The 18,930-nt window shown below is 61.2% G+C and carries 15 protein-coding genes and 1 pseudogene; 2 read left to right on the plus strand and 14 right to left on the minus strand.

Going from position 1 to position 18,930, the window contains the following annotated elements; all coding sequences use genetic code 11:
- Positions 1 to 8 precede the first annotated feature (8 nt).
- From J5Y06_RS11315 to J5Y06_RS11330, 4 genes and pseudogenes are all read right to left on the minus strand, one after another.
- A complete protein-coding gene (locus tag J5Y06_RS11315) occupies positions 9 to 1,394 on the minus strand; it encodes an NAD(P)-dependent oxidoreductase (protein ID WP_209335271.1) in 1,386 nt (461 codons plus the stop codon).
- Between the two features lie 117 nt (positions 1,395 to 1,511).
- Positions 1,512 to 1,865, minus strand: a pseudogene (locus J5Y06_RS11320) (DoxX family protein); the annotation flags it as partial.
- Positions 1,866 to 1,923: 58 nt separating this feature from the next.
- Positions 1,924 to 3,462 carry a trimethylamine methyltransferase family protein gene (locus J5Y06_RS11325; RefSeq protein WP_209335273.1) on the minus strand — a complete coding sequence of 513 codons (1,539 nt, stop codon included), beginning with the start codon at positions 3,460 to 3,462 and terminating at the stop codon, positions 1,924 to 1,926.
- Between the two features lie 123 nt (positions 3,463 to 3,585).
- On the minus strand, positions 3,586 to 3,816 hold the full coding sequence (locus J5Y06_RS11330; RefSeq protein WP_209335274.1) for a DUF3072 domain-containing protein: 231 nt from the start codon (positions 3,814 to 3,816) through the stop codon (positions 3,586 to 3,588).
- A 138-nt stretch (positions 3,817 to 3,954) separates the two neighbouring features.
- Between J5Y06_RS11330 and J5Y06_RS23300 the strand changes: the two genes are divergently transcribed.
- The gene (locus J5Y06_RS23300; protein WP_280819033.1) at positions 3,955 to 4,080 is read left to right on the plus strand and encodes a hypothetical protein; all 126 of its coding nucleotides are present in this window, start codon (positions 3,955 to 3,957) and stop codon (positions 4,078 to 4,080) included.
- Positions 4,081 to 4,129: 49 nt separating this feature from the next.
- Here J5Y06_RS23300 and J5Y06_RS11335 read toward each other — a convergent pair whose 3' ends face one another.
- The 4 genes from J5Y06_RS11335 to J5Y06_RS11350 all read right to left on the minus strand — a co-directional run bounded on the left by J5Y06_RS11335 (position 4,130) and on the right by J5Y06_RS11350 (position 10,676).
- Positions 4,130 to 6,604: an ABC transporter ATP-binding protein gene (locus tag J5Y06_RS11335; protein WP_245247784.1), complete on the minus strand. Its 2,475-nt coding sequence runs from the start codon at positions 6,602 to 6,604 to the stop codon at positions 4,130 to 4,132.
- Positions 6,605 to 6,614: 10 nt separating this feature from the next.
- Positions 6,615 to 7,778 carry an ABC transporter permease gene (locus J5Y06_RS11340; protein ID WP_209335275.1) on the minus strand — a complete coding sequence of 388 codons (1,164 nt, stop codon included), beginning with the start codon at positions 7,776 to 7,778 and terminating at the stop codon, positions 6,615 to 6,617.
- A 58-nt stretch (positions 7,779 to 7,836) separates the two neighbouring features.
- Complete coding sequence (locus J5Y06_RS11345) at positions 7,837 to 8,874, minus strand: ABC transporter permease (protein ID WP_209335276.1); 1,038 nt, start codon at positions 8,872 to 8,874, stop codon at positions 7,837 to 7,839.
- A 149-nt stretch (positions 8,875 to 9,023) separates the two neighbouring features.
- A complete protein-coding gene (locus tag J5Y06_RS11350; protein ID WP_209335277.1) occupies positions 9,024 to 10,676 on the minus strand; it encodes an ABC transporter substrate-binding protein in 1,653 nt (550 codons plus the stop codon).
- Between the two features lie 347 nt (positions 10,677 to 11,023).
- Between J5Y06_RS11350 and J5Y06_RS11355 the strand changes: the two genes are divergently transcribed.
- A complete protein-coding gene (locus J5Y06_RS11355; RefSeq protein ID WP_245247785.1) occupies positions 11,024 to 12,448 on the plus strand; it encodes an MATE family efflux transporter in 1,425 nt (474 codons plus the stop codon).
- On the opposite strand, the gene J5Y06_RS11360 is transcribed toward J5Y06_RS11355, so the two are convergent.
- The 6 genes from J5Y06_RS11360 to J5Y06_RS11385 form a co-directional block, all read right to left on the minus strand.
- Entirely contained in the window at positions 12,445 to 13,419 is a 975-nt protein-coding gene (locus tag J5Y06_RS11360; protein WP_209335278.1) for a DUF4214 domain-containing protein, read from the minus strand. The genes J5Y06_RS11355 and J5Y06_RS11360 overlap by 4 nt on opposite strands.
- Positions 13,420 to 13,517: 98 nt before the next feature.
- Positions 13,518 to 14,582: a sn-glycerol-3-phosphate import ATP-binding protein UgpC gene (locus J5Y06_RS11365; RefSeq protein ID WP_209335279.1), complete on the minus strand. Its 1,065-nt coding sequence runs from the start codon at positions 14,580 to 14,582 to the stop codon at positions 13,518 to 13,520.
- 6 nt (positions 14,583 to 14,588) lie between these two features.
- Positions 14,589 to 15,437: a sn-glycerol-3-phosphate ABC transporter permease UgpE gene (gene ugpE, locus J5Y06_RS11370; RefSeq protein ID WP_209335546.1), complete on the minus strand. Its 849-nt coding sequence runs from the start codon at positions 15,435 to 15,437 to the stop codon at positions 14,589 to 14,591.
- A gap of 58 nt (positions 15,438 to 15,495) precedes the next feature.
- Complete coding sequence (gene ugpA, locus J5Y06_RS11375) at positions 15,496 to 16,380, minus strand: sn-glycerol-3-phosphate ABC transporter permease UgpA (protein ID WP_209335280.1); 885 nt, start codon at positions 16,378 to 16,380, stop codon at positions 15,496 to 15,498.
- 112 nt (positions 16,381 to 16,492) lie between these two features.
- Positions 16,493 to 17,800 carry a sn-glycerol-3-phosphate ABC transporter substrate-binding protein UgpB gene (ugpB, locus tag J5Y06_RS11380; protein WP_209335281.1) on the minus strand — a complete coding sequence of 436 codons (1,308 nt, stop codon included), beginning with the start codon at positions 17,798 to 17,800 and terminating at the stop codon, positions 16,493 to 16,495.
- Between the two features lie 147 nt (positions 17,801 to 17,947).
- Positions 17,948 to 18,826, minus strand: a complete 879-nt coding sequence (locus tag J5Y06_RS11385; protein ID WP_209335282.1) for a UTP--glucose-1-phosphate uridylyltransferase — start codon at positions 18,824 to 18,826, stop codon at positions 17,948 to 17,950.
- Between the last annotated feature and the right edge of the window lie 104 nt (positions 18,827 to 18,930).

An 18,930-nucleotide genomic window follows, 5' to 3' on the forward strand; every position in this document is an offset into this window, starting at 1 on the left:
GATCTTCCTCAGGCGAGTTCGAGGGCCGCCGGCGCTGCCGGGGCGCGCTGCGCGGTCAGGCTGCGGTGAATGCTTTCGGCGGCATCCCGCCCCTGTCGCGTGGCCCAGACCGTGAGGTCTTCACCGCCGGCGACACAGTCGCCACCCGCCCAAACATTCGGAATGGACGTGTGTCCTTCGGCATCCACCTTGATCTTCCCGTTCTGGAGAAAAGAACCGGCGTCGCTCCAAAGTGACGCATCCAAGGACTGGCCGATTGCCTTGAAGACCTGATCGGCTTCGAGCACGAGCGCTCTTCCCGTACCAGCCAGGCGATCATCGGCAAGGGCGGTGTATTCAAGCTCGATGCCGGAAACGCGTCCATCCGTTGCAAGCACGCGCTTGGGCTGCAACCAATGACGGATCACCACGCCATTCGCTTTCGCAAGCTCCTGCTCATAGTCGGACGCGTTCATCTGTTCCTGGCCGCGGCGGTAACAAACCGTCACTTCCTCGGCGCCGAGCAGCTTGGCTTGCACGGCCGCATCGATCGCGGTCATGCCGCCTCCGATCACGACCACGCGCCGCCCGATCGGCAAAACGCCCTTGTCTTCGGCCTGTCGCAAGGCGGCGATGAAGTCGACCGCGTTCTCCACGCCGCGCAGGTCTTCGCCGTCCGCCCTCAAGGCATTCACGCCAGCCAAACCCAGGCCGATGAAGACCGCATCGAACTCCCCTCGGAGATCGTCCAACGAAAAGTCACGGCCAAGAGCCATGTTCTCGCGGATCTCAATGCCTCCGATGGCGGTGACGTAGTCGACCTCCGCTTGGGCAAAGTTGTTGGTGCTCTTGTAGGCCGCTATTCCATATTCGTTGAGGCCACCCGCCTTCGGGCGCGCATCGAAGATGATCACCTCGTGGCCGTGCAGGGCCAGACGGTGGGCTGCTGACAATCCGGCTGGCCCGGCGCCAACAACGGCGATGCGCTTTCCGGTCGGGGCAGCACGCTGGTAGAACTGCTTGTTTTTGGCCATTGCCGCGTCAGTGGCATAGCGCTGAAGGTGACCGATCTTGACCGGCTTGCCTTCCGCGAGCTCTCGAACACAGGCTTCTTCGCACAAGGTTTCGGTCGGGCAAACGCGGGCGCACATGCCGCCCATGATGTTCTGGTCGAAGATCGTCTTGGCTGCACCAAGCGGATTTCCGGTCGAGATCTGCCGGATGAACAACGGGATGTCGATAGTGGTCGGACACGCCTGCATGCACGGGGCGTCGTAGCAGAAGTAACAGCGGTCGCTTTCCACAAGCGCTTCGTGCTGATCAAGCGGCGGATGAAGATCGGCGAAGTTTTCGGCATAGGTGGGCGGCGAGAGCCGATTGCCCACGATGCCATCCTGAAGGAGGCGCTCGTCCATCAATGTTCCCCTAGCTGGCTTAACGCTGGCTTTTGAGGAACGCTAACACGCTCTGGATTTTTATCAACTGGTCAAAAACAGGAGCTGCATTACCCGCTTTATGGCTCGTACGACGGGTCAGATCAGGCGCAGACCCCAGGCATCCACCAGGATCACGATCAACAGGATGACGGATGGTGGGAAGTGGCCCCAATCGCGATGACGCGCCAGGATCGCAAAGATCGCGAGGCAAATCAGTGCGCCCAGGAGCAGGCCGAGCGGGCGGGTTGGATACCAGAGCACCAGAAGCCCGGTCACGAGCTGAACCAGGCCGTTGAAGAGATGGAACCAGGAAGGCAGGTTCCATCGCTTGAACGAATTCTTGACCGGCTTGATGCCGACGAGATTAAGCACGCCGTCCACAACAAAGAAGGCGCCGAGCAGCCAAGCAAGCCACACCGCCCAAGAATAATTCAGGATCATCGAAACCGCCCCCGCAGCAACAACGTCAGTTTAGCATCAAACGAGAAGCGAATGAAGCCTGGAACGACTAGGGCTCGCCTGCGCCGATGGCCTCCCTTCGCTTGGCCACATAAGCATCCAGCGCTTCCCGGCGCGCCGGATCCAGCGCCGGTTCGACAAAGTCCTCGAGCGCTTTTTTCCAAAGCCTTGTGGCGCGTTGCGTCGCGTCGAGGCTGCCTGCTTCCTGCCAGCTTTCGAAGTTCTGCCAGTTCGAAAGCATCGGCTGGTAGAACGCCGTGGAATAGCGTTCCAGCGTATGCGCTTCCCCGAAGAAATGCCCTCCCGTCGGCACCCGTCCCAAAGCATCCAGCGCGAGCTCGGCGTCGTTGACTTCGATCGGACGCAGTGTTTCGATCATGTGCTGGATCATCTCCACATCGATGATGAACTTCTCGAAGGAAGCGGTGAGGCCGCCCTCCTGCCACCCGGCGGCGTGGTAGATGAGGTTGCAATGCCCGAGCACAGCACCCCACAGGCTCATCAGCGTTTCGTAAGCACCCTGCGCATCGGCCGCGTTGGAAGCCGAACCGTTGGTGGTGCGGTAAGGCAGGCGGTAGCGGCGGGCCAGCTGCCCAGACGCAATGTTTGCCTTGGTGTTTTCTGGCGTGCCGAAGGCGGGCGCGCCGGAGCGCATGTCGACATTGGAAGTGAAGGCGCCGTAGATCACCGGAGCGCCCGGCCGGACGAGTTGCGACAGCACCACGCCGAACAAGGCTTCCGCATTCTGTTGCGCCAGAGCGCCCGCCAAGGTGACCGGGCTCATGGCACCCATCAGGGTGAAGGGCGTGATGCACACCGCTTGCCCATGCTCGGACATCGTCATGAGCCCATCGGCCATGGCATCGTCGAAGCGGCGCGGCGAGTTGACGGAAATGATGGTGGTCAGCGCGGGGCTTTCGCGCATCTCTTCCAGCGACATGCCGCGCGCGATCGCCATCATTTCGATGCCGTCCAGCGCCCGGCCGCGGCCAATCGCCGACACATGAAAGCTCTTGTCGGTCAGCGTCAGGTTGGCATGGTAGGTATCAAGGTGTCTTGAGTTCGCTGGCAGCTCGACGGGGGCGCAGACCTGATTGCCGAGCATGGTGATGCAGTTGAAATGCTGCGCCAGCCGGATCAGGTCGCAATAATCCCTAAGGTTTCCTGGCCGGCGGCCCCGCTCCAGGTCGTGCACGTTAGGCGGACCGGCAACGAGCGTGAAGTTCAGCGCATCGCCCCCGAGCCGCACGACCCGCTCTGGATTGCGCGGGGTCAGCGTAAAGGACGACGGTGCCGTTTTCAGCGCCTCGTCCACCATCGCGCGGTCTACATGCACGGTTTGCGTGGCGTGGTTGACCTTGGCGCCAGCTTTCTCGAAAAGCGCCAGCGCCCGAGGGCTCATGACCTCGATGCCGAATTTCTCCAGAATGTGGACCGCGGCAGAATGGATCGCCTCCACCTGGTCAGCCGACAGGATCTCCATCGGCTTGTAGGGATTGCGCAGGGCTTGCAGCGGCAACTGCGGAATAGCGGTGCTGCCCTTGTTGGCACGGTCGGCGGATCGGCGACGTCTCGGTTCGTTTGTCATGAACCGAACGTCGCCCGCGCGAACAGCGGCCACTATCAGAAAAGCGGCGTTTTGCGCGCGGATTTGCACGGGAGCGGCAGATGGCCGATCCTATTTGCCGCTCCAGCTAAAAACGATGTCGCTTCAGCTCTCCAGTCCAGCCTTGCTTCGCAGCGCGTCGATCCGCTTGGATGCTTCGGCTTTGGAAAGATCTTCGTCATAGGCGTCGGGATCATGCGCCTTCTCGGACAAGGTCTTGAGATAGGACCGCTGTGCCCCGGTCATCGGCTCGTCACCGGTGACCCAGTCATCCGGATCCTTTTCTGCGTTGTCCGTGGGGTGGTTCTTGGGGTTCAGGTCTTCATCATCAGCCATGGGGCACCTCATTGTTGGCAAGAACAATGCGCGAACATCAGGGTCGTTCCGTTCAACCTCTCGCGAGGCCTCCGATTCCCGTTTGCTTTCCGCAACGGCAGGGAGGAGGCTTCCTGGGTTTAACCGAGGAGACTGACCATGCGTATTCTTGTTGTTGCATTGGCCCTGGCGGCTCAGGCGCTGCTTGTTCTGCCGGCTTCCGCAGATCCCGGCTCCTCGTCGGGCAAGCAAGGTTGCAGCCGCAACACCGTCACCACCTCCTGACGGACCGATCGACTGCATTGAGCCTGGCACGCCTGCCGGGCTCAATGTCTCAGGGGCGCTCGAGCCCGAGCAACCGTCGCGCTTCTGCCGGCGAAGATGCCGTCTTGACGGCACGGCGCTGCTTGCCTGCGGCATGCACGTCCGCTGCGTCTTCCTTCGCCGCTGATGCGAGGCCGGGCATGACTTCCGCACTGGCGGCCTGACGCCCATCCCCCGCTTCCGTTTGCAGCTTCTCAGGCGCTGACTCTCCCGGCACGGCCGAGACCGCACGCGAGCCATGCACCGGTGCAGAAGCACGCCGCTTGTCCGCCTCCGCGGGCGTAAGCGGCTCGTCGTCGGCAAGGTCCTGCTCAACAGGGATTCCGGCATGAACCGGCAGCGCATGGCTTTCGTCTGGAGCGGCGGAAGCCGGATCATCATGGTTGCCCGCGAAGCTGATCACCGGGTCCATCCGGGCGAGTTCCTCGTCCGGCAGCCAGCAAAGGCTTCGGTGGCCCTCCCCGAGATCCCGCAACGGCGGCACCTGGGTTTCGCAAAGGTTGTCCGGCACCAGCGGCTTGTAACGGCAGCGTGTCTGGAACGGACACCCTGACGGCGGGTTCATCGCGGACGGAATGTCACCTTCGAGAACGATGTGCTTCTTCACCACGCTCGTGTCTGCGATCGGGATCGCGGACAAAAGCGCTTCGGTATAAGGGTGATAGGGCGGCGAAAAGATCTGATCCGTGGTGCCCTGCTCCACGATATAGCCGAGATACATGACCACAACACGGTCGGCGATATAGCGCACAACCGAAAGGTCGTGGCTGATGAACAGCATGGTCGTTTTCGACTCACGCTGGATGTCCATCAAGAGTTCGGTCACTGCCGCCTGCACGGACACGTCCAGCGCCGAAACTGGCTCGTCCGCGACCACCACCTTGGCGCGCCCTGCAAACGCGCGCGCCACACCGATGCGCTGCTTCTGCCCACCGGACAACTGGCGCGGCTTGCGAACGGCAAAGGCCCGCGGCAGCTTCACGAGGTCCAGGAGCTCGAACATGCGCTGCCGCCGCTCGGCCACGGTTTTGCCAACGCCGAATTTCTCCAGCGTCCGGATGATCTGCGAGCCCACGCTGTGACTGGGGTTGAGGGTATCGAAGGGGTTCTGGAACACCATCTGGATCGACGAGATGGTGTCCACGTCGCGCGTCTCGATGGCCGTGGCCTGGATCGGCTTGTTGCCGAGCGTGACCTCGCCCGATGTCGCCGTTTCGAGCCCAAGCAGTACCTTGGCGAGCGTGGACTTGCCGCAGCCGGACTCCCCCACGATGGCGACGGTCTCGCTTTCGCGCGCTTCGAAGGAAATCGACTCGTTTGCCTTCACCGTGCGCGACTCTGCGCCGCCGAACATCGCGTTGGCTGCAACCTGATAATACTTCTTGAGGTCGTGCACCTTGAGTACCGGAGCCCCGGGCTCCACTCTCGGCTTGGCTGCCTTGGCGCCTTCCGGCACCGCGCTCCAGTCGATCTCGTCGAAGCGGATGCAGCGGCTGGCATGGGCAGGCTGGCCTGGCACGTCGATCATCGGGATTTCCGCCGCGTCGCAGAGCCCTGGCGTGAAGTGGTGGCAGCGCGGCCCGAAGTTGCAGCCTTGCGGCCGTTCATGCGGCAACGGCAACTGTCCCGGAATGGCGATCAGCGGCCGGCTGTTCTTGTCGGCGCCAGGCAGCGGGATCGAGCGGAACAGCCCTTGCGTATAAGGGTGCCGCATATGGTCGAAAACGTCCTTGATCGGTCCGGTTTCCACGGCTTCGCCGGAATACATCACCGTGATCCGGTCGCAAGTTTCCAGGATCAGCCCCAGATTGTGCGACACAAAGATCATGGACGTGCCGTAATCCTTGCCGAGCCCCTTCACGAGTTCCACGATGCCGGCTTCCACCGTCACATCGAGCGCCGTGGTGGGCTCGTCGAGCAGCAACAGCGCCGGCTTCGAGAGCAGTGCCATGGCGATCACGATGCGCTGCTGTTGTCCGCCGGACAGCTGGTGCGGGTAAGACCGCATCATGCGCTCGGGGTCGGGCAGTTTCACCGCCCGCACCATTTCCAGCGAACGCTGGTAGGCTTCTTCCTTTGAAACCTTGTCGTGGATGATCGGCACTTCCATGAGCTGCTGGCCAACCCGCATGGCCGGGTTCAGCGACGCCATGGGCTCCTGATAGATCATCGCGATCTTGTTGCCGCGAATGGCGCGCAGTTCCTCATCCGACATGTCCCCCATGTCGCGACCCTGGAACTTGATGCGGCCGCCCACGATCTTCCCGACATTGGACAGGTCGCGCATGATCCCGAGCGACACGGTGGACTTGCCGCAGCCGCTTTCCCCCACGATGCCCATGGCTTCGCCCGGCATGACGGAACAGGAAAAGTCCATCACCGCTGGGATTTCGCCCTTGCGGGTGAAAAACGAGATCGACAGGTTCTCGATCTCGAGGATCGGCCCTTCGGTCGCTGGCTGCAGATTGCTGACGTGCTGGTTCATCGCCGTCTCCTCAATCTTTCATGGATTGTTCGCGCAGCGCATCCGCCAGGAGGTTTAGGCCGAGCACAAAGGACATCAATGCAACAGCCGGCGGGATCGCTGGATGGACGTAGGAGCGCAGCAGCCGGCTTGCATCCTTGATGGCGGTGCCCCAGTCGGGGCTTTCCGGCGCCAGCCCCAAGCCGAAATAGCCGAGCGTGCCGAGGAGAATAGTGGTGTAGCCGACACGCAGGCAAGCATCCACGATCAGCGGACCGCGTGCGTTCGGCAGCACTTCCCACAGCATGATGTACCAGGGGCTTTCGCCGCGCGTTTGCGCCGCCGCCACGTAGTCGCGCGTTTTGATGTCCATGACGAGGCCGCGCACGATGCGAAACACGCCCGGGCTCGACGCAAACACCACGGCTGCAAAGATGTTGAGCTCGTTGGGGCTGAGCGAAAGGATGCCAAACGGATCGGCGTTGAACACCAGCGACATATAGGCCCAACCGCCGATGACGAGCGTCAGGCCGAGGTAAAGCCAGAGCCGGTCCGGGCGGTTCTTGAAGCGCGTCCAAAACAGCGTCAGGAAAAAGGCGATGGGGAACAGGAAGAACACGCCTGCCATCCAGCGCGGCAAGCCCATTTCCACGATGGCCGGCGTCACCAGCAGGTAAAAAAGCAGGATCACCGGAAAGGCAAGAACCAGATTGGCGAGGAACGACAGGATCGAGTCGATCTTGCCGCCATAATAGCCAGCTGGAAGCCCGAGCGTTGTCCCCACCATCAACGCGAAGGCAGTGGCGGCCGGCGCAATGATCAGAACGATCTGACTGCCGAAGATCATGCGCGAAAACACGTCGCGCGAAAGATTGTCACCGCCGAAGAAGTAGATGCCGCCGCCATAGCTTTCCGGCACGATCGCACCTGGCAGAGCGTTCTTCAGAACGGCGTTTTGGGCCAACGGATCGAAGGTAGCGATCTCCGGGGCGAAGATCGCCGTGAAAAGCCAGAAGAAGCAGATCGTAACGCCGGCTATTCCGACTCCGCTTGAGAACAACTGGCCGTAAAGCCCCAGGCGCTTTCGATAAAAGAAGCTCAGGCCCAACGTGATGACGAGCGCTAGCCAGACGGGCCAGAAGCGACCGAGAACACCAAGGAGGATCTGGACGGCGCCAACCGTTTCGATGTTCATCGTGTTGGCCTGCCGGGGATCGCGGGTGTCTGCCTGTCGCGCATGTTGAAGTCTGCCATCATTGTACCCGGATGCGCGGATTGAGGTAGGCGTAGCCGATATCCGACAGAAGCTGCGTGAACAGCACCACGAAAACGGAAACCAGCGAGCACCCGAGAAGCAGGTCGATGTCGTTGTTGCCGGCCGCTTCCACCAGCGCGTAGCCGAAGCCCTGGTAGCGGAACATCGTTTCCACGATGACGACGCCCGTCAGCAGCCAGGGAAACTGCAGCATGATTACGGTGAAGGGGGCGATCAGCGCGTTGCGCAAGGCATGCCGCACCACAACCGTGCGGAAGGACAGACCCTTTAAACGCGCGGTTCGGATGTATTGCTGCGTCATGACCTCCACCATGGAGGCTCGCGTCATGCGCGCGATGTAGCCGATGCCGTAGATGGCCATGGTCATCACGGGCAAGGTAAAGTTGTTGAAGGTGACCCCTTGCGTGGTGGCGCTTGCCGCCGAACCGTTCAGCCAACCAAGCCAGGACGCAAAGATCACCGCGAAAATGACGCCTGACACATATTCCGGCGTCGCGGTTGTTGCGATGGAGGCCACCGACAGGCTGCGATCCGTGCGCGAACCTTCCCGCATGCCGCCCAGGATGCCAACCAGAAGGGCAATGGGAACCATGGTTACCATCACCCAGAACATCAGGATGCCGGTGGCGCGCAGGGCCGGGAAGAGCTTTTCCTGGACCGGAACGCGGAACTTGGTGGAACAGCCGAAGTCGCCCTGCAGGATGCCGGAATAGGTTGGCACGGCAGCCTCGTCGCAGAAGCGGAAGCGCGACACGGCCTCGCCCGTTGCGGGGTCGATGTTGGGCTGCTTCTTCACCACGCCCAGCCATTGCCCGTAGCGCACGAAGAAGTTCTGCCTGTAGCCGTTACGCTCCAGCCAGGCATCTTGTTGTTCGATCGTCGCTCGGGACTCCGTCTGCGAGATCGCGAGCTTCTTCAAGTTGGGCTCGAGATTCACGAGGAGGAACACGACCAAGGTCAAGGCAACCATGGTTAGAGCCATGACGCCTAGTCTGCGCAGAACGAAAGACAGCATTGCAGCCCCTGCCGAAGATCCAGCATCGTCCAAAGAAGATGCCTGGGTTGGGGTCAGTCAATCCGACGAAGAACCGGATTCATGAAAGAGCCTGCCCCGCTGCCGAGGCAGGCGTGCCGGTGGATCGGAACCCACCGGCTGCTGTCAGGTCAAGCCTGCTCGAGCCAAACCTTGCCGAGGTTGAGCTGCTGCATCGGATGCTGGAAGTAGTTGTGCACGATCGGCTGGTGGTGGTTGTACACCTTGCGCCAGAACGGCTGGATGATGATGCCGGAATCCTGAAGGATCTGTTCGATGTCCTTCATGATGGTCTTGCGCTCTTCCGGATCAACGATCGACAGCGCCTGCGCCAGCTTCTGGTCGAACTCGGGATTGGACCAGCCGGTCTCATTCCAGGCCTCGCCGGTGCGATAAGCGAGCGCCAGCACCTGCACGCCAAGCGGACGCATGGTCCAGTTGGTGAGCGAGTACGGATACTTCGTCCAGTCGTTCCAGAAGGTCGAACCCGGGAGAACCGTGCGCTTGATCTTGATGCCGGCTTCGCGAAGCTGGGCAGCGATGGCATCGCCCGTGTTGCGGTGCCAGTCCTCATCCGACGAGATCAGCTCGTGCTCGAAATCGGCCGCGCCGGCTTCCGCCATGAGCGCCTTCGCCTTTTCGACGTCGCGGCCAACCGGCGGCAGCTCCACATATTCCGGGTGGATCGGCGCAACATGGTGGTTTTCTGCCGGGATGCCCGCGCCGGCCTGGCCGAGCTGGAGCACCACGGCATTGTCGACACCGAGCTGAAGCGCATTGCGGACACGCTGGTCATCATACGGCTTGTTGTTGACGTTTGTGCGCGCCACGATCGTGATCGACGTCACGGCTTCCGAACGCTCGAGGCCAAGGCCGTCGAGGATTTCGAGGAAGTCCGGCGTGGTTTCATAGTTCGCGTGAACTTCGCCCGACTCGAACGCGCTGACCGAAGCGGAAGGATCGGTGCCGTAGTCGATGAACTCAATGCCATCGAGCATGACCTCGCCGCCCCACCAGTCACCATTCTCACGGCGCTTGTAAACAACGCGCTGCCCCACATCGAAGGACACGAGGTCGAAAGGACCGGTGCCGATCTTGTTGCGGGTGAAGTCGGAGCCATCCTCATCGAAGGAGGGATGGACGATAAGGCAGGGGTAATCCGCGAGGTTCGGGATGAAGGAAATATCGGGCTCGGTCAGGGTGACCTTCACAGTGTGGTCGTCGACCTTCACCGCACCGCCTTCGCGCATCTTGCCGGTGTTCGGATCAACCAGCGTGCCCATGCGCGCGACCATGGAATTGCCTTCCACGGACTTGTCGGACCAGCGCTCGAGATTGAACAACAGGTGATCGGCCGTCAGCTTGTCGCCATTGTTCCAAACAGCGTTCGGGCGGACCTTCATCAGGTACTCGGTCGCGTCGTCGTTCACTTCCCAGCTTTCAAGCAGGTAAGGCTCGAAAGTGTATTCTGGGGTGTAATAAACCAGCGCCTCGAGCGACTGGCGCATCGTGTTGGCGATCTCGGTCCAATCGGCAAGGCGTGGATCCTTGGGTGCCTTGACGAACATGTTGACCTTCAGAACGCCGCCCTTCTGAGGAGTGGCTTCCTGCGCACGGGCTGGAACCGGCATACCGATCATCCCATAGGCCATCGCGGCGGACGCGCCGAACACGCTGGCCAGCGCCAGGAATTCGCGACGGTCCATGTTGCCAGCTTTCACATCTTCCGCAGCCGCGCGGATGTGATCCGGCACCTCGTTTCCGTTGTTCTTGAAGAAAGTCATGAAGGTGCTCCCGTTGGTGTTCCTTGGTTGGCGCGAACATTCCGCATCTGATCTGCGATGTCAAAATTTCGGCCACAATTGTTCCCAATTCCCAGATTGCAACGGCAAAAGGGCGGCAGGTGCGTGTGATTGCGACACGTTTGGGGGAAATTAGGCCAAGTGGGTTCGATTCGCTGGCGCAGCGAAATTGCCCCACGTGAGCTTCCCGACTGACGGCTCGTGAGCCGCTTGGGCCAACCTCCCACTGGCCCAATTGCCTCGGGAGGCGCGCGCAGCTAGGGGAAGCTGAAGACGCGCAACCGCCCTGCTCTGCGAAGCGGCAGCGCTCCAACCCCGCAGGTGAAAAGATGACCACCCTTGCGCTTGCCGCGCAAAGCCGCCAGGCGCTTTGGCGCGCTGAGATCCGCGCGATGCTGCTGCTTGCCTGGCCGATGGTTCTCACCAATCTCGGCCAAACCGCGATGACCACGACCGACGTGATCATGGTCGGCCGCCTTGGAGCAGAAGCGATTGCCGCGGCGACACTTGGCACCAGCCTTTACTTCCTGCCGACCATCTTCGGCATCGGCTTGGTGCTCGCGACCTCGCCGATGGTTGCGCGCGAACTCGGCCGCAACAGATTTGCCGTGCGCGAAACGCGGCGTACGGTGCGGCAGGGGCTATGGCTTGCGATCGCCTATGCTCTTCCAGCCTGGATCTTCTTGTGGAATGCCGAAAGCATTTTCCTGCTGATGGGCCTCGCACCCAAGCTCGCGGGAGACGCGGGCAGCTATGTGCGCGCCGTGATGTGGGCCACGCTGCCGTTCCACTGTTACCTCGTCCTACGCTCCTTCATTTCCGCACTTGAGCGGCCAGGTTGGGCGCTGATCGTGGTGGCCGGTGCGGTTGTGTTCAACGTCGGAGCAAACTGGGCCCTGATCTTTGGCCATTTCGGATTCCCGGCGCTCGGTCTGCCAGGGTCTGCCTGGGCGACCACGCTTTCCAGCACGCTGATGTTTGTTGGATTGGCGCTGGTCGTTGCCTTCCGCCGGCCTTTCCGCCGCTATTCCATCTTCGGGCGCTTCTGGCGATCAGACTGGCCGCGCTTCGTGGCGCTGCTGAAGCTCGGCCTGCCGATTGCGGCGATCCTGACCTTCGAAGTCTCGATCTTCAACGCCGCTGCCTTTCTGATGGGGTTGCTGGGTACAGCGCCGTTGGCGGCGCATGCCATCGCCATCCAGATCGCGTCGGTCACCTTCATGGTGCCGATGGGCCTTGGCCAGGCGGCCACCGTGCGCGTCGGGCTGGCGTTCGGAGCCGAAGACACGGACGGGGTCACGCGAGCCGGCTGGACAGCTTTTGTCTTGGGTGTCGGCTTCATGACGGTCGCTGCGCTGGTGATGATCCTGGCTCCGACCCTGCTGATCAGCGCCTTTCTTGATCTCGATGCACCGGAAAACCAGGTGGTGGTCGAGCTTGCGATCGTCTTCCTGGCAATCGCCGGCCTGTTCCAGATCATGGATGGCGCCCAGGCCGTCGGCAGCGGCATGCTTCGCGGCTTGCAAGATACAACCGTTCCGATGATCTTTGCGGCGATCGGCTATTGGGGCATCGGACTGCCGCTCGGAGTGCTGCTCGGCTTTAAGCTCGACATGGGCGGCACAGGAATCTGGATCGGCCTTTTGGCTGGCCTCGGCGTCGTGGCGGTTCTGCTTGTTTGGCGTTGGACGCGCCGCGACCGGTTCAAGCCGCCGCCGCTACCGGATGGCGGGGCGCCGATCAGCCTGCACTAGAACCAGATGCCGTCAGCGATCGCAGCGGCGACTTTCGCCTGGTTCTCCGTGCTTTCCGAAAAGCTCAGAAGAACCAGCGCGCGGTTCGCGCCGCCTGCGAGTTCCGCCTGCCAATACTCCGCGCCTGCACCCTCTGCGGGGCGGTCAAGCACGTTCTGGTAAAGGAGATCCACGAAGGCAGCATCCGAAACGCTGGGCGGGGTACCATAGGTCTGCTGGAACTCGGCGGACGCGATGAAGTTGGTTGCGACCCATGCGAGGTCCCCTCTTCCCTCGTCCAGTGCCCTGATCCAGAAGCCCAGACCGGCCTGTTCCGGCACGCGATCGAACGCCGCCTGATAAAGCCGGTAGGCTGCACCGGCGTTTGACCAGGCGCCGATATCAAAGGCGAGAGCGGCTCCGTCGGAAAACGCAACCCGCTCCACACCCGAAAGGGTCACCACGGCATCATTCGCGATGGTCAGAGTGTGCGCGGTGCCGAGCTTTGCGACGAGGACATCACCGTGCGGCACGGTCATGTTCACCACGTCCCGGCCGTTGCCCCCACTTACCTGGTCGCTCCCCGACAGGTAGTGGTAGATGTCGTCGCCGTCGGACAGATCCACAAGGTCGGTCCCGCCGCCGTCATAAACGTTGTCATCGGCTCCGGTGAGATAAAGCTTGTCGTCGAGGTAAAGCAGAGAGCCAGCCGCAACCGGCACGTTGATGTAGCTGAGCGACGCGATCTTTTCGAAGCCTTGGGTAAAGATCTCCACCGTGTCGAACATCTTGCTTTGACCGGCATCATAGCCGTAGCGAATCTGCGCAAAATAGCTGCTGCCGCGGTATTCAAACGAGGTTTGGTCGAAATACGGGTCGATCGTCGCGCCTAGCAGCGCACGGTTGGCAAAGAACAGCGTGTCGAAGGACGGATCGGCCACCGCGAGGCGTTCGATCAGGGCGCGTCCCTGATCGGTATGAACGAGAAGCATGCCAGCGTGCCTCCTCAGGCGTGATGACCAGTGGAAGCCAGCAGTAGCTGGGCTTCGCTAAGGGTTCCTGAAGCAGGTCGGTCCGATGTGAACGGTTCTCAAGCTTGAACACGGCGGCCGTTCCGGTCGAAGAAGTGCAGCTTGAAACGCTCGGCCCACACCGGCACGCGGTCGCCCGGCTGAGCGCTCGAGCGGCCGGGCACGCGCACCACCATCCGGAAATCACTTGCGGTTCCATGGAGGAAGCTTTCCGCCCCCACCGGTTCAACCGCCACCACGGTGAGCTCCGTTCTGAGCCCCTCCGCTGCCGGCGCATCGAGGCGGAAATCTTCCGGACGAACCCCAAGCGTCGTCGTGCCGGGTGGCACGGTGACGCCCAGGCCCGAAAGATCGCCGACCGTCAGCGAAGCGCCCTTGGTGCCCTGCTCAGAGCCCAGCAGGTTCATGGGCGGCGCACCGATGAAGCTCGCGACGAAGGTCGAAGCGGGTTGTTCGTAGATGTCGAGAGGTGCCCCAATCTGTTCCACAAGACCGCCATTCATTACCACGAGTTGGTCAGCCAGGGTCATCGCCTCCAACTGGTCGTGGGTGACGTAAACGCTGGTGACGCCGAGTGCCCGCTGCAGGTTCTTGATTTCGACTCGCATCTGGCCGCGCAGCTTCGCGTCGAGGTTCGACAGCGGCTCGTCAAAAAGGAAGACCTTCGGGTTGCGCACGATCGCGCGCCCCATGGCGACGCGCTGGCGCTGGCCGCCGGACAATTCACGCGGACGGCGATCAAGCAGCGCGGACAGTTCCAACGTTTCGGCCGCCCGTTTTACGCGTTCATCGATCTCGGGTTTCTTCATACCGCGATTGCGCAGGCCATACGCCATGTTGTCGTAGACCTTCATGTGCGGATAAAGCGCGTAGTTCTGGAACACCATCGCGATATCGCGTTCGGCCGGGCCGATTGTGTTCACGACCTTTCCGTCGATCGAAACCGTGCCGTCGGAGATCGTTTCCAGGCCGGCAATCATACGCAGGAGCGTGGACTTGCCGCAGCCTGACGGCCCCACCAGCACGCACAGCGCCTTGTCGGCAATCTTGATGTCGACGCCCTTCACCGCCTCGACACCACCCGCATAAACCTTGCGGACGCCGTTCAGCTCAACGGTTGCCATACTGCCTTATTTCTCCGTTTCGACGAGGCCGCGCACGAACCAGCGCTGCATCAGAACCACAACCAGAACCGGCGGCACGATCGCCAGCATGCAGGTCACCATCACCAGGTGCCATTGAGTGTCCGCGTCGGCGAAGGAAATCATCTTCCGCAGCGCAATCACGATCGTGTTCATGTCGTTGCGGTTGGTCACAAGCAGCGGCCAGAGATACTGCGTCCAGCCGTAGATGAAGAGGATCACAAACAGGGCCGCGATGTTGGTGCGTGACAACGGCAGCAGGATATCCTTGAAGAAGCGCCAGGGCCCTGCCCCGTCGACGCGGGCAGCTTCCACCAGTTCGCCGGGTATCGTCAAAAAGAACTGGCGAAACAGAAGCGTAGCCGTGGCGGATGCAATCAGCGGCACGATCAGCCCCGTATAGGTATCGATTAGGTTCAGATCGACCATCACCTTGTAGGTCGGAAGGATGCGGACCTCTACCGGCAGCATCAGCGTGATGAAGATCAGCCAGAAAAACACCATCCGGAGCGGGAACCGGAAAAACACGATGGCATAGGCAGACAAGAGGGAAATGATGATCTTGCCGATCGCGATCCCGAGCGCGACGATGGTGGAGTTCAAGAGAAGCGTCCAAACATCGACCCCGCCGATGCGGCCGACGCCGCCAAACAGCGCTTCATAGTAGTTGTTGAAGAATTCGCGGCCCGGCAGCAGTGGGAGCGGCGGACGCAGGATCGTCTGCAACGAATGCGTCGACGCCACGAAGGTGTAGTAGATCGGAAAGGCAACGATCAGGATGCCGAGGATCAGCGCAACGTGGGCGATGTAACGCGACCGGCGAGGTATGCCGATCATTGCGCCATCTTCGCGACGGCCAAGCGCCACGGCAGCACCTTTGGCTTGACCCTGCGCCTCAGCCATAATGCACCTTCTTCTCGACGTAGCGGAACTGAATGGCCGTCAGCGCGATCACGATTACCATCAGGATCACGGATTGCGCGGCGCTGTCACCCAGGATCAGGTTCACAAAGCCGTCGTTGTAGACCTTGTAGACCAGGGTTTCAGTCGACTTTCCCGGGCCGCCGCCTGTCACGGCATGGATGATGCCGAACGTGTCGAAAAAGGCGTAGGTCGTGTTGATCACCAGGAGAAAGAAGGTGGTGGGCGCGAGCAGCGGGAAGATGATGGTCCAGAACCGTTTGGTTTCACCCGCGCCGTCAATGGCCGCCGCTTCCACAAGCGTCTTCGGGATCGCCTGCAAGCCTGCGACAAAGAACAGGAAATTGTAGCTGATCTGCTTCCAGGCGGCGGCCACGATCACCAGAAGCATGGCCTGGTTCCCGTTCAACAACGGATCCCAATAGACGCCGGCAGACCGCAGCATATAGGCAAAAGTGCCCATGGAAGGATTGAACATGAACAGCCACAGCATGCCGGCAATCGCCGGTGCGACCGCATAAGGCCAGATCATCAGGGTACGATAGAAGTCGCGCCCCCGGATAACCTTGTCCACCATGACGGCAAGAAACAGCGCAACAGCCATGGCAAGCAGAGCCGTGGCCACGGTGAAGATAGCCGTCACCTGGATGGAGTTCACGTAGTTTGGGTCCGACAGGACACGGCGGAAGTTGTCCAGGCCAACGAAGGCGCTGTTCAAGCCGAACGGATCTTCTCGCAAGGTCGACTGGTAGATCGCCTGACTCGCCGGCCAATAGAAAAACACGCCCGTGATCGCCAGTTGCGGCGCCACGAGCAGGTAAGGCAGGACCTTGTGGGGGAATGTGACGCGTGGGCTCACCCAGCGGACCTCGCGATAGGGAAACGCACCCGGGCAGATGCGAGGAAAGGCTTCCCCGCATGATGCGGGGAAGCCTTGGCGTTAGCGTGGTCGGTCGTTCTCGACCAGCCGCTTAGTTGCCGAGAGCCTGGTCGATTGCGGCATTGCCGCGCTCAACCGCGTTGTCCAGCGCTTGTTGTGCCGTCTGGTTGCCAGCGAGCATCTTCTCGAATTCCTCGTTGAGGATGTCGCGGACCTGCGGCAGGTTCGGCAGCCGGACGCCCTTCGAGTTCTCGGTCGGCGCCTTGCCCATCATCTGCTGGATCGGGATCTCACGGCCCGGGTTCTTCTCGTAGAAGCCCGACTTCTTGGTTTCCTCATACGCAGCCATCGTCACCGGCAGGTAGCCGGAAACCTGATGCAGGCGGGCCTGGATCGGCGTTTGCGAGAGGAATTCGAAGAAGGCAGCGATGCCCTTGTACTTCTCGTCTTCCTTGCCGCCGAACACCCAAAGGCTGGCGCCGCCCGGGATGGTGTTCTGGGGGGCACCTTCGGCATCCGCGATGTAGGGCAGCTGGCCGGTGCCATAGTTCATGCCGGACTTCACCACGTCACCAAGACCGCCGGACGATTCCGTCATCATCGCGCATTCGCCGGAAAGGAAGAGGTTCTTCGCTTCGGAGGTGCGGCCGCCATACTTGAACGTGCCGTCCTTTGCGAGGTCAGCCAGGTTCTGGAAATGCTCCACGAACACCGGCGAGTTGATCTTCAGATCAACGTCCAGCGACGCGATGCCGTTTTCGTTGGTGCCCCACTGCTGGTTGTTCCAGGCAGCGAAGTTTTCCGTCTGGATCCAGGTCAGCCAGGTGGAGGTGAAGCCGCAAGGCGCAGCACCGCTTTCCTTGATCTTCTTGGCAGCGTCCCAAACCTCGTTCCAGGTCTTGGGTGGGTTGTTGACGTCGAGGCCTGCCTTCTCGAAGGCATCCTTGTTGTAATAAAGGATCGGCGAGGACGAGTTGTAAGGGAAGGACAGCATCGTGCCGTCCGGCTTCGAGTAGTAGGAAACGATGCCGCCCAGATACTTGCTCTTGTCGAAGGTTTGACCGCCCATCGAGAGGATGTCGGCGACAGGCTTCACTGCCTCTTCAGCGCCCATCATCACGCCCGTTCCGGCGTCGAACACCTGGATGATGTCTGGTGCCTGGCGCGCGCGGAACGCCGCGATGCCCGCGTTGAGCGTTTCAGGATAGGTGCCCTTGAAGACCGGAACGACCTTGTAGTCACTCTGGCTCTCGTTGAACTCCTTCGACAGAGTTTCCACGACTTCGTTGTTGGCGCCGGTCATGGCGTGCCACCAGCTGATCTCAGTGACGGCATAGGCCGATGTCGACATCAGGGTCGTAGATGCGGCGAGAAGAGCCGCAAGGCCGATGGTCTTCATGTTTCGCTCCCATATTGGCGAAAGGTTGAACTTCCGCAGGCGGGAGTATTCACGCTGCATGACGCGCAGGCAACCGTTTTATGACAGTTTTGTGACAGACGCAGGGTAACCGCTGGCGCCCGGTTCAGCGCCGCTGCTGCGGGACGGCTAGTGAATGCCGCCCGCCTTGGACGCGTACTCGTCAACCTCGATTGCGTCCGCAATGTCGGGCCGCATCATGGCCATGTGCAAATTGGCATTCACGAAGCCTGCCGGCGAACCGCAATCGAAGGTGCGCCCGGCGAACTCGTAGGGGCGCATCTCCTGCGTTTCGATCAGCTTGATCATTGCGTCGGTGAGCTGGATTTCGCCGCCGGCTCCCGGCGTTTGCGTTTCAAGCAGGTGGAAGATCTCCGGCTGGAGGATATAGCGGCCCGAGATGTAAAGTTTGGACGGCGCCGTGCCCTGCTTCGGCTTTTCAACCATGCCCACGATCTTCTTGTCCGCATCGCCCGACAAGGAAACGATGCCAAACTTGTGGGCCTCTTCGGGCTTGCACTGCTCCACGGCCACCACGTTGCCACCGGACTTCGCATAGACCTCAACCATCGAGCGGAGACAGGGCTGCTTGTCCACCATCAGCATGTCCGGCAGCAGAACCGCAAAAGGCTCGTCGCCGATCACATGTCTCGCCGCCCAGACCGCGTGGCCGAGACCGCGCGCTTCCTGTTGCCGCACAAAGGAAATGGAGCCCGCACCCGGCGTCTTGCCGTGTATTTCGTCGGCAAGCGTCTGCTTGCCTTTCGTGCGCAGCGACGTGTCGAGTTCGAAAGCGAGGTCGAAGTGATCTTCAATGACACCTTTGCCGCGCCCGATCACCACAACGACGTGCTCGATGCCCGATGCAAACGCTTCTTCAACGATGTAATCGATGATCGGACGGTCCACCACCGTCAGCATTTCCTTGGCGACGCTCTTCGTGGCAGGAAGCATGCGAGTGCCGAAACCAGCGGCAGGAATAACGGCCTTGCGGATTGTTTTGGTCATGCAACGTTCAGCTTCGGTGTGAGACGGGGTTCATTCCGATATGGTGCAGCAGAGAAGTTTCACAATGGTTCTACTTCAGCGCTTTAACGGCTAAAGCGCGATGC

Source organism: Tianweitania sediminis (assembly GCF_017813335.1).
Lineage (GTDB): Bacteria > Pseudomonadota > Alphaproteobacteria > Rhizobiales > Rhizobiaceae > Tianweitania > Tianweitania sediminis.

What these genes read in the sequence shown, in the direction of transcription:
- J5Y06_RS11315 (WP_209335271.1), bottom strand. Translation starts at nt 1,394, where the DNA reads ATGGACGAGCGCCTCCTTCAGGATGGCATCGTGGGCAATCGGCTCTCG.
- J5Y06_RS11325 (WP_209335273.1), bottom strand. Translation starts at nt 3,462, where the DNA reads ATGACAAACGAACCGAGACGTCGCCGATCCGCCGACCGTGCCAACAAG.
- J5Y06_RS11330 (WP_209335274.1), bottom strand. Translation starts at nt 3,816, where the DNA reads ATGGCTGATGATGAAGACCTGAACCCCAAGAACCACCCCACGGACAAC.
- J5Y06_RS23300 (WP_280819033.1), top strand. Translation starts at nt 3,955, where the DNA reads ATGCGTATTCTTGTTGTTGCATTGGCCCTGGCGGCTCAGGCGCTGCTT.
- J5Y06_RS11335 (WP_245247784.1), bottom strand. Translation starts at nt 6,604, where the DNA reads ATGAACCAGCACGTCAGCAATCTGCAGCCAGCGACCGAAGGGCCGATC.
- J5Y06_RS11340 (WP_209335275.1), bottom strand. Translation starts at nt 7,778, where the DNA reads ATGAACATCGAAACGGTTGGCGCCGTCCAGATCCTCCTTGGTGTTCTC.
- J5Y06_RS11345 (WP_209335276.1), bottom strand. Translation starts at nt 8,874, where the DNA reads ATGCTGTCTTTCGTTCTGCGCAGACTAGGCGTCATGGCTCTAACCATG.
- J5Y06_RS11350 (WP_209335277.1), bottom strand. Translation starts at nt 10,676, where the DNA reads ATGACTTTCTTCAAGAACAACGGAAACGAGGTGCCGGATCACATCCGC.
- J5Y06_RS11355 (WP_245247785.1), top strand. Translation starts at nt 11,024, where the DNA reads ATGACCACCCTTGCGCTTGCCGCGCAAAGCCGCCAGGCGCTTTGGCGC.
- J5Y06_RS11360 (WP_209335278.1), bottom strand. Translation starts at nt 13,419, where the DNA reads ATGCTTCTCGTTCATACCGATCAGGGACGCGCCCTGATCGAACGCCTC.
- J5Y06_RS11365 (WP_209335279.1), bottom strand. Translation starts at nt 14,582, where the DNA reads ATGGCAACCGTTGAGCTGAACGGCGTCCGCAAGGTTTATGCGGGTGGT.
- ugpE (WP_209335546.1), bottom strand. Translation starts at nt 15,437, where the DNA reads ATGATCGGCATACCTCGCCGGTCGCGTTACATCGCCCACGTTGCGCTG.
- ugpB (WP_209335281.1), bottom strand. Translation starts at nt 17,800, where the DNA reads ATGAAGACCATCGGCCTTGCGGCTCTTCTCGCCGCATCTACGACCCTG.
- J5Y06_RS11385 (WP_209335282.1), bottom strand. Translation starts at nt 18,826, where the DNA reads ATGACCAAAACAATCCGCAAGGCCGTTATTCCTGCCGCTGGTTTCGGC.